Source organism: Actinomadura sp. 7K534 (assembly GCF_004348575.1).
GTDB lineage: Bacteria > Actinomycetota > Actinomycetes > Streptosporangiales > Streptosporangiaceae > Spirillospora > Spirillospora livida.
In genome coordinates this window covers 1-10365 of record NZ_SMKB01000246.1, presented here as the reverse complement: position 1 = coordinate 10365, position 10365 = coordinate 1, and the positions used below count along the sequence as shown (strand labels likewise).

The following is a 10365-nucleotide window of genomic DNA, read 5'->3' as shown; positions in this document are numbered from 1 at the left end:
GTGGGGCACGGTGACTCTCCGGGGTTTGTCGGTGGCGGTCGGTATTGCGCGATTTCGCGCAGGCCATGGTGAACTTCTTCGCAGGGACGCACCGGCGGCCGGCATGGCGGAAGGCCGGGCGGCACGAGGGATTCCGGATCGTGGGTCGGCGCGGCGGGCAGTGGGATGTGCGGCGGGTGTCCCGCAAGGTCGGTGAGGTGCGGGTCCCGAAGGTGGGGTGGGTGCGGTTGCGCTGGTCCCGCCCGGTGCCCGGCGGGGTGAAGTCGTTCCGGGTCACCCGTGACCGCGCCGGCCGCTGGCACGTCGCGTTCGCCCAGGTCCCCGACCCGGTCCGTGCGTGGCCTGCGGGCACCAGGCCAACGCCGACGTCAATGCGGCCATCAACATCCGAACCGCCGCAGGGCATGCGGTGGCAGCGCGGGAAGGGCCACGGGTTACCGGGCCGGTGCACCGCGAACCTCAACTCGTCCTCCTCACGTAGGTCGAAGGGTTGGAATCCCCCGCCTTCAGACGGGGGAGGACGTCAAGGCCCTCCTCGTTTCCGGATCGCCTTACACCCGGTGATTGCCGCCCGGCGCCCCGAAGCGTTCGCCGCAGGTCGGCGGAGCCCTCTGCGCGCTCGCGTGCGCGGCCGCGGCAAGCGGATACCGGTCGGATGCACAGAAAGCACAAGCCGGTGGTCAAGAAGGCGCGCGGCCGAGGGTAGGTGATCACCTGCCCCTTTATCGTGGAATCGCCCGGCCACGGGGGAGGGGCCTTGGATCTTCAGATATTCCCGCTGGCCGTCACGATGATGGCGGGACCGCAGATCATGTCCGCGATCATCCTGGTGACCACCGGGCGGCCGGTGCGCGTCTCCCTCGCGTTCCTGCTCGGCGTGGCCGTAGCCGTGACGGCGGGGGTCGCCGTGACCCGCGGCGTCTTCGGCCTGCTGGGCGCCGGCGTGTCCCTGGGCGAGCCCTCCGGGCAAGGATCGGCCGGAAAGATCATCCAGCTCGTCCTGGTGGGGCTGCTGGTCCTCATGGCCCTGCGGAACTACGTCAGGCGGGCGACGATCGAGCCGCCCCACTGGCTGGGCGCGCTCATGGAGGCGGACCCGCGCAGGGCGCTCAGGACGGGCCTCCTGGTCATCCTGTTCATGCCATCGGACATCGTGGTGATGCTGACGGTCGGAGCCCATATGGAACAGCACGACGTGGGCTTCGCCGGCGTCCTGCCCTTCGTCGGGGCGACCGTCGCCGTCGCGGCACTGCCGCTGCTGCTCCTGCTGCTCTTCCACCGGCGCGCGGAGCGGGCCATGCCCGGCGTCCGCGCGTGGATGAACAGCCACAGCTGGCTGATCAACATCATCTCCTGCCTGGTCTTCATCGCGCTCATCCTCTGATCGGCAATACGGGGCCGTCCGGTGTCGAGAACGCGGGGCCGGCGTCGTCCCAGGTGCATCGGCGGCCGTGAGGGCCGCGTGACGAGGGAGGAAGGCATGACGAAGCTGCGGATGGACAACGTCCTCATCGTGGTGGACGACCTTGAGGCCGTCACCGCGTTCTTCGCCGAGCTCGGCATGGAGCGGGAGGGTGAGGCATTCGTCGAAGGGGACGCGGTCGACCGGGTGCTCGGCCTCGACGGCGTCCGTACCGACATCGTCATGATGCGGACCCCGGACGGGCACGGGCGGGTCGAGCTGTCGAGGTTCCGCACCCCCTCGGCGATCGGCGGTGTGCCGCAGGACGCGCCGGCGAACACGCTGGGGATGCGCCGCATCATGTTCGCCGTCGAGGACCTGGACGGCCTCGTCGCCCGCCTGCGCGCGCACGGCGCCGAGCTGGTCGGCGAGGTGGCGCGGTACGGGGACGGCCACCGGCTCTGCTTCGTCCGCGGCCCCGAGGGGATCGTCGTCGGACTGGCCGAGCAGCTCGGCTAGATGTCGAGAACCGGCGGACGGCTTCGTCCCAGGGATGACGGCGGCCGGCGAGGGGCCGCCCGGACGACGGAGGAACGACCATGGAACAGCACGAGATCAACGAGATCCTGAACCGGCCGCTGAGCCGGGAGCTGCTGGCCCGCGACCTGACCCGCCTGGCCTACGTCGCCAAGGACGACACGCCGCGCAACGTCCCGATCGGCTTCACCTGGAACGGCGCGGAGCTCGTCATGTGCACGGCGACGAACGCGCCGAAGCTGAGTCACCTGCGCGCGAACCCGATGGTCGCGCTGACCATCGACACCGAGGTCCACCCGCCGAAGATCCTGCTCATCCGGGGCCGGGCCGAGCTGGACCTCGTGGAGGGCATCCCGGACGAGTACCTGCAGATGAACGGCTCGTACGAGATGACGCCCGAGCAGCGGGTCGAGTGGGAGGCCGGGGTCCGCTCGCTCTACGAGGCGATGGTCCGGATCGTCGTGACCCCGACGTGGGTGAAGCTGATCGACTTCGAGACGACGCTGCCGACCGCGGTCGAGGAGCTGATCCGGCGGCAGCAGGAGCGCGCCCAGACCTGACGACCGCCGGTGCGCGGCTCCGGCCGCTCAGCCCGTCGCCTACCGCATGCGGCGCTGCCGGACGGTGGCGAAGCGGGCCGCCGCGGTCATGACGGCGGCGATGGGGACCCAGACGGCCAGTGTTGTCCAGAAGTTCTCGCCGCCGGCACTGACCAGGAGCGGTGAGAAGAGCCCGGCGAGGAACAGCGCGTAGGCCAGGCCGAGCGCGGCGACCATGCCCGGGGTCGGCTCGGGGTGGGCCCGGAGCCGCAGCAGGCGCCAGGTGCTCGCCGCCGTCATGAGGACGCCGCCGGGGACGAGGATCAGCGCGCCGATCAGCACCCGGGTGCGCATGTCGGCGGGGGCGGCGTGCGTCCGCTGCGACGCGCCCTCCGCCGCGACCTCGGTCAGCCTGCCGCGCCAGATGGTGCCGGTGACCCGGTCGCCCTCGTCCAGGGTGTTCAGCACGGGGGCCCTGTTCGCGAAGGACGCCTTCCACCTGTCACCGTCCGCGTCCGTGAGGTAGGCCCGGTCCGACTCGCCCCTCTTGTAGGTCAGGCGGACCTCGGACACCGTGAACTCCGCCGTCCAGCGGCAGTCGGCGGGCGCGCGCGGCGGAGCCTGGCAGCGTGCCGCCGACTCGTAGGCGCGCAGGTCGCGGTCTCCGTCCGGGACCTCCGCGGCCAGGAGCCCGGCGGCCAGCACCACCAGGCCGAGGCCGGCCAGCAGGTTGAGCGCGGTCATGACGATGCTGTTCAGGATGCCGCGGAGGGAGAGATGAGCCATGTCGTGGTTCCCGGTCGGTGGATCTCGGCGGTGCCGTCAGCGGGTGGTCCGGAGCGCCTTTTCTATGGCGGTCAGTTTGTCGGCCAGGTGGAGGAGGGCGCCCACCGAGGGGTCCTCCTGGTTGCCGGCGAGGGTCTGGGCGCGCCGGTAGGCGTCCTTGATCTCCGTCCAGCGTGCCTGCTGGACGGGGGTCAGGGCGCCGCGCAGCTCGGTGAGCTTGAGCATGTTGGCCTCGGCGTCCGAGGTCAGCGTCTGCGATTCGGCGCGGTAGTGGTCGTCGATGGCCGCTTCGAGCTCGGCGGCGTTCATCACCGGGAGGACGCGCTCGGCGAGCTTGTTCATGTCGCGGTAGGAGCCCTGCAGGCGGAACGGCGGCTCGGTGCGGGCGGAGTCGTCCCGGGCCGCCGAGGCGATGTAGGCGCGGTTGACCGTCAGGACGACCCGCTGCACGTGGAGCAGCTTCTCCAGGACGGAGAGGATCTCGTCCAGCTCGGCCTGGGAGTACGGGTGGGACAGGCGGTCGGGCCGGACGGTCCGGTCGCCGGACGCCATCCGCACCAGCAGCTCGATGTCGGCGCGGTCGTGGTTCGTGAGCGGCGCGAGGACGGTGTTCGAGGTCAGGGCGTTCTCGATGTAGCTGAGCGCGAACAGGTCGTCCTTGCCGGACAGGACGTCGCCCAGGTTCCACACGTCGGCGCGGTTGGCGAGCATGTCCGGGATGCGGAAGCGCTGCCCCGACTCGGTGTACGGGTTGCCGGCCATGCACACCGCGAACCGCTTGCCGCGCAGGTCGTAGGTGCGCGGCTCGCCGTCCTTGACGCCCTCGATCCGGCGCTGGGCGTCGCAGAGCGGGATGAACTTCTGCAGGAGCTCCGGCGAGGTGTGCTGGATGTCGTCCAGGTAGAGCAGGACGTTGTTGCCCATGTCGAGGGCGAAGTTGATCTTCTCGACCTCCTGGCGGGCGGTGGCGTTGGGCGCCCGGGCGGGGTCGAGGGACGTGACGTCGTGGCCGAGGGCGGGGCCGTCCACCTTGACCAGGGCCAGCCCCAGGCGTTCGGCGACGTACTCCATCAGGGTCGTCTTGCCGTAGCCGGGCGGGGAGATGAGCAGCAGCATCCCCATCTGGTCGGTGCGCTTGCCCTCGCCGGTGGTGCCGAGCTGCTTGGCGAGGTTGTCGCCGATCAGCGGCAGGTACACCTCGTCCACCAGTCGGTTGCGGACGAACGCGCTCATCGTCCGGGGCTTGAGCGCTGAGACGTTGAGCCGCTTCTCCTCGGTGGTGATGAGGTCGTTCCGCTGCCGCTGGTAGGCGCGGAAGGCCGGTACGCGCTCGGCGCGGAACCGCTCCGTGCGGGCGAGCAGCTCGTCGAGGCGGAGGTCGATGCGGCGGTCGGCGATGCGGGGGTGGTCGCCGAGCAGGTCGTCGATCGTCGCCGTGAGCGCGGCGGGGGAGTCGTAGCGGGCGGACGCGCAGAGCAGCGTCGCCACGGCCTCGGGGACGTCGGCCTCGTCGCCGTCCGCTCCGGTCCCGAGGTAGGAGCGGAGCCACGCCTCCGCCAGCTGGTGCTGGGCGGCCAGCGACCCGGCGCCGCGCAGGTCGTCGTCCAGCGCGTCCTCCCCGAGCGCCTGCCCGAAGCCCTTGAGCAGCGTGCGGGCTCCCTGGCTCATGACGAAGCCGTCGGGGGCCGCGGCCAGCTCCTCGACCAGGTACTCGGCGGCGAGCGGGTCCGGCGCGGACAGGCCGCTGCGCTCGGTGAAGGCGGTGACGGCGGCGGACAGCTCGGCCGTCAGCTCGGCCAGCGCGCCGGTGCGGCCGAACGCCTCGCGGGCCCGGACGAGGGACCGCGCGCGGGTCGTCCAGGCGGCGCGCCCGGCCTCGTCGGCGCCGTGCGTCCAGAACAGCTGGGCGGCGGCGCGGGCCGGGGACGGGTAGCGCAGCAGGCCCGCCTCGGAGCGCAGGCGCAGCAGCGTCTCCAGGATGCGGGCGGCGTCGTGGTCGTGGACGCCGCGCTCGTAGCCCTCGTCGTACCGGTCGGCGGCCGCCTCCCGGACGAGGGTGAGGAGGCGGCCGTCCTCCGCCGCCTGCCGCAGCCGCGCGGCGTCGGTGTCCGCGAGGATCGACGTCGCCAGGTACTCGGCGCGGTAGGTCTCCGGGGTCTCCGAGACGAGCGTCTGGTTCCACAGGTGCCGGGTCGCCGCGAAGCCGCCGTCGCGGACGGGCGCGCGGTAGTCGGTCCCGGTGATCGCGAAGGCCACCGTGTCGCGGTGCGGGACGAGGGTCAGCTCGATCGGGCGGGTGTTGACCGCGAACCGGTGCCGCCCGAACCGGATCGACCCGCCGTCGTCGCCGTACAGGTCGAGGCGGTCGCGCAGCGCCCGGCCGGCCTCCTGGCGGGCCGCCTTGACCCGGCCCTCCAGCTCCTCGGCGCGGACGCCGTCGTCCAGCGCGCGCAGCTCGTCGGCGATCCCGCGGAGCCGCGCCACCATCGGGTCGGTGGCGAAGTAGGTGTTGACCTCGTCCGGCGACCCGAGGGCCGCGGCGCGGCGGCGGACGCCGGACAGGATGCGGTCGGCCGACCCGGTGAGCCGGTCGGTGCGGCGGGCGCGCTCGTCCAGCAGCGTCTGCTTGCGGGACGAGAACGCCTCGTAGACCTCGGTGCGCTTCGTCTCCAGCTCGGCGAGGAAGTCGTCCAGCTCGCCGAACCGGGCCTGCAGCGTCTCCAGCCGGAGCAGCAGCCGGCCGAGCTGCTCGTCGCAGCCCTCCGGCGTGGCCGCCCCGGCGAGCGCGCCCGCGATGGACTGGTCGAGCAGGCCGAGCTCGGCGGCGAACTCGGCGCGGCCCTCGCGCCCCAGGAGGTCGCGGCGCCGGCCGTCGAGGACGGCGCGGGCCCGGTTGAGGCCGCCGAGGACCTCGCCCACGCGCTCCAGGATCGCGGTCCGCGCGGTCGCGTCGGTCAGGTCGAGGTCGCCGACGACCCCGGTGACGACCTCCAGGCCCTCGTGCTGCGCGTCGAGGAGGTCGGCGAGCGGCACGGCCTCGGCGGCGGTCCCGATCGCCTGCGCCGCCTCCGTGATCCGCTCCACCTCGGCGTGGTAGCCGGTGAAGGCGTCCTCGCGCTGGAGGAACTCGACGGCGCCCTGGCCCGCGTCCCGGAGCTCGGCCTGGACGGTCTCGGACAGCTCGTCGATCCGGGCGAGGTCGATGTAGCGGACGTCGCGCAGCGTCTCCAGATGCCCCTGCGCGCGGCGGAACTCGGCGAGCCGGCCGATCCAGCCGTCGGCGCTCGCCGGCGGCTCGGCCCGGGAGCGCCGGACCAGGGCCGCGATGTCCTCGGCCGCCTCGGTCGCCGCGGCGGCGGCCTGGTCGGTGAGCGCGCCGACCTTCTCGTACTCGTCCAGGACCTGGCCCGCGGTGGCGCGGACGTCGGCCAGCGGCGCGGCCACGTCCCCGAGGTCGTCCTCGGCGAGCCAGTGGTACAGGTCGGCCGTGCGCGTGCACGCCGAGATCAGCGCCTCGAACACGCGGCCGGACGGCGACATCTCGTCCACCATGCGGGTGACCGAGAGGCACTCGGAGATGCCGCGCACCAGGTCGGCGTTACCGACGCGCTCCAGCGGGCCCGTCCCCACGGGCTGCGCGGCGGCGTGCGCGTCGGAGACGAACGGGCTCCGCCAGATCTGCATCGGGTGGACGCGGGCGGGCTCCTCGGAGAACGCCCGCATCACCGCGAGCGTCCCGTCCTCGAACAGCGAGTACCCGTGGCAGGTGATCGGGGTCGTGACCTGCTTGCGGATCACGTTGTACGGCAGCAGCAGCGACCGCCCGTCCTCCCGCGAGTGGAACACGTAGAGGACGTCCTCGCCGTTGGGGGAGCGGACGACGCGCTCGTACTCCAGGCCGGTGACGTCGGTGTCGAACGTCTTCGCGGCGCCGGTGTCCAGGTAGTACCCGCCCGGGAAGATGATGCCCTGGTCGTCCGGCAGCCTCCGGCACGCCTGCGCGATGCCGTCGAGCCGCACGACCTCCTTGGTGCGGACGTTGAACACCAGGTGCCGCCACGCCGTCTCGTTGTACGGGCGGATGCGGAGCAGGATCAGCGCGCCGACCCGGGCGTGCAGGATGTCGGCGTCGGCGAGGGACTGGAGCGGCTCGTCCACCGGCTCGGAGTGGACGCCCGTCCCGTCGTCGGTGTTGTCCTCGATCTTGACGGTGAGCGTGCCGCCGATCGTCTCGACGAACACCTCGCCCTCGATCGAGACGTGCGGGTGCCGGCCGAGGACGTGGTCGTCGCGGGTGGTCTCGACCCAGTCGACATCGTGCGCGGCGGGGAACGCGTGGTCCCGTTCGCCCTGGTTGTCCTCGTAGACGACGGTGCCGTCGGGCGCGGTCCGCCAGCGCAGCACCCGCAGGTCGGACAGCCGCGGGCCGGTCTGGAACACCGCGAGCAGCCGGCCGTCGACCAGCCGGAGCTGGAGCAGCCGCGCCTGCCGGTAGTACCGGTACATGTCGGAGAAGTCGCGCTGGAACCGCGGGTCGTCCAGCAGGCCCGGCACCGCCTCCGGCCCGGTCGGGGCGAACGAGATGCCGTCCCCGTCCCGCGTGAAGCGGTGCAGGGAGAACACGTCGTCGACCGTCGTCTCAGGCTTCAGCCCGAGGAAGACGTTGTAGCCGAACAGCATCACCCCGCCGAGCGCCACCACGTCCCGCGGGACGCAGTTGTGCGCCGTCCGGATCTGCTCGGTGCCGGCCAGCCGCAGCTCCGCCCCGCCGAAGACCTCCAGCCGCCGCGCGTTCAGCTCCTCCGCGCGCCGCGCCAGCTCCGCCGCGTGCTCGGCGAGCCGCGCCCGCAGCACCTCGTACGTCCCGTGGTCCAGCTCCGCCCGCCCGGCCTCGGCGGCCTCCCGCACGTCCTCACTCACCCGTCGCTCCCGTCTCTTCTCTCCCGCACCCGTGGTCCCCCCGCCGGCGGGGCGGCGGGCCGCCGCCCGTGGGGCCTGTGACGGCGACCCGCCGGCATCGGCGTCAGTTGCCCGCGGCCGTGCCCGTGGTCAGTTCGGTCCCGTTGGCCTGCCGCAGCGGCGCGTCGGCCACGCCCAGGCGGCGGGCGGTGTCCAGGAGGTCCTGGAACCCGGACGCCTCGGGGCCGCCCGACTTGATCAGGCGCAGCAGCAGCGCCGACAGGGTCAGGTCGCGGACGCCGCCGGTGTCGACCGAGCCGAGCAGCCTGGCCATGTCGTCGGTGAAGCTGCCCGAGCCGTCCAGCCAGGGGCCGGCGACGGACCGCGCCACCTCGGAGTTCTGCACGAAGCCGTCCACGCTCTTGCCGAGCGCGATGGAGCCGACGAGCCGGTCGAAGAACACGCTGTCGCCGCCGACGATGTTGATGTCGGCCGACTCCAGCCCGGCCGCGACGACGCTCGCCTGCGCCTCGGCGACCTGCCGCTGCACGTCGATCCCGGCGAGCCGGATGTCCTTCTCCGTCTCCAGCCGCAGCCGGTACTCCTCGTGCTGGCGGGACGCCTCGTCCAGCGCGGCCATCGCGCCGGCCTTCTCGTTGAGGCCCTCGGCCTCCGCCTTCAGCGCCTCGCGGATCCGGGCGGCCTCGGCCATCGCCTTCTCCCGCGCGACGGCCGCCTCGGCCCGGCCGACCTTCTCGATGGCCTCGGCGTCCTTCTCACGGACCTGGACCTCGGCCAGCCCGGTCGCGGCGGCCTCGGCCCGCAGGCCCTCGGCCAGCCTGATCTTGGCCTGCGCGTCCAGCTCGGCGGCCTCCTGCCGCGCCTGCGCCATCGTCAGCTCCTCGCGGGCGCGGTGCTCGGCGGCGGCCTCCGCGGCCTCGGCGGCCTTGATGTCCTTGACGAGGTTCTCCTGCGCCTCGGCCTCCGCCTGGATGATGACGGCCTGGCGGGTGCGCTCGGCCTCCTCGACCGTCCGGAGGCGCTTGATGTTCTCCTCCTGCTCGGCGACCGTCCGCTCGACCGCGATCCGCTCCCGGACGACGTTCGCGATCTCCCGCTTCTCCGCCTCGACCTCCTTGTCGGCGGAGATCCGGGTCAGCTCCGTCTCCCGCTCGCGGGCGATGACCTCCAGCAGGCGGTCCTTCTCGATCCGCTCGCTCTCGATCGCGAGCACCCGCTCCTTGTTCTTCGCGGCGACCGAGACCTCGCGCTCCTTGTTCTCGTGCTGCACGCCGAGCTGCTCGTCGGTGCGGATGTGCGCGGTCTGCGCCCGCAGCCGCTCCTCGGCCTTCACCCGCTCGATCTCCGCCTGCTCCCGCGCCCGGACGGTCTCGACCTCGCGCTCCTGGCGCAGCTCGGCGTCCGCCTGGCGGCGCTCCAGCTCCAGGATCGCCTCGCGCGCCTCGACGTTCTGGCGCGTGATCTCCTTCTCCTCGTGGCGGGCGTGCTCGTTGGTGCGGACGTGCTCGATCGCGGTCAGCTCGGTGATCTTGCGGATGCCCTGGGCGTCCAGGATGTTCGAGCGGTCGAGCGACAGCAGCGGCGTCTGCTCCAGGTAGTCGATCGCCGCGTCCTCCAGGCTGTAGCCGTTCAGGTCAGTGCCGATGACCTGGATGATGTGGTCGCGGAACTCGTTGCGGCGGGTGTAGAGGTCGGCGAAGTCGAGGTGCTTGCCGACGGTCTTCAGCGCCTCGGAGAACTTGGCCGCGAACAGCTCCTGCAGCGTCTCCTGGCTGCTGGCGCGCTCGGTGCCGATGGCCTGCGCGACCTTCACCACGTCCTCGACGGTCTTGTTCACGCGGACGAAGAACGTGATGCGGATGTCGGCGCGGATGTTGTCCTTGCAGATCAGCCCTTCCCGGCCGGTCCGCTCGATGTCGATCGTCTTCACCGAGATGTCCATCATCTCGGCCTTGTGCAGAACGGGCAGGACGATCGCGCCGGTGAAGGTGACGTCCACCTTCTTGTACTTGGAGATGATGAGCGCGCGGCCCTGGTCGACCTTGCGGAAGAGCTTCTTCACCATCAGGACGAGCCCGAGGGTGACGAGAAGGGCGAGTGCCAGGAGCACACCGGCTCCCATGGTGATGACGTCCATCGGAATCCCTGTCTGTCGGGGGAGTGCGGTCGCGGGGATCAGGT

General features: G+C 72.2%; 6 protein-coding genes. 3 read left to right on the top strand and 3 right to left on the bottom strand.

Annotated elements, in window-relative coordinates; translation table 11 throughout:
* Window positions 1-757: 757 nt before the first annotated feature.
* The 3 genes from E1266_RS31130 to E1266_RS31120 all read left to right on the top strand — a co-directional run bounded on the left by E1266_RS31130 (window position 758) and on the right by E1266_RS31120 (window position 2499).
* Window positions 758-1384, top strand: coding sequence for a GAP family protein (locus E1266_RS31130; protein WP_132053148.1), 627 nt, complete (start codon window positions 758-760; stop codon window positions 1382-1384).
* 111 nt (window positions 1385-1495) lie between these two features.
* Complete coding sequence (locus tag E1266_RS31125) at window positions 1496-1921, top strand: VOC family protein (RefSeq protein ID WP_207946020.1); 426 nt, start codon at window positions 1496-1498, stop codon at window positions 1919-1921.
* Between the two features lie 80 nt (window positions 1922-2001).
* On the top strand, window positions 2002-2499 hold the full coding sequence (locus tag E1266_RS31120; RefSeq protein WP_132053144.1) for a pyridoxamine 5'-phosphate oxidase family protein: 498 nt from the start codon (window positions 2002-2004) through the stop codon (window positions 2497-2499).
* Window positions 2500-2538: 39 nt separating this feature from the next.
* Here the strand turns inward: E1266_RS31120 and E1266_RS31115 are convergent, their stop codons facing one another.
* The 3 genes from E1266_RS31115 to E1266_RS31105 all read right to left on the bottom strand — a co-directional run bounded on the left by E1266_RS31115 (window position 2539) and on the right by E1266_RS31105 (window position 10321).
* Window positions 2539-3264, bottom strand: a complete 726-nt coding sequence (locus E1266_RS31115; RefSeq protein ID WP_132053142.1) for a hypothetical protein — start codon at window positions 3262-3264, stop codon at window positions 2539-2541.
* 36 nt (window positions 3265-3300) lie between these two features.
* On the bottom strand, window positions 3301-8184 hold the full coding sequence (locus E1266_RS31110; RefSeq protein WP_132053141.1) for a DNA repair ATPase: 4884 nt from the start codon (window positions 8182-8184) through the stop codon (window positions 3301-3303).
* A 103-nt stretch (window positions 8185-8287) separates the two neighbouring features.
* Window positions 8288-10321 (bottom strand): flotillin family protein, encoded by a 2034-nt coding sequence (locus tag E1266_RS31105; protein ID WP_132053140.1) that lies wholly within the window; start codon window positions 10319-10321, stop codon window positions 8288-8290.
* Window positions 10322-10365: the final 44 nt, after the last annotated feature.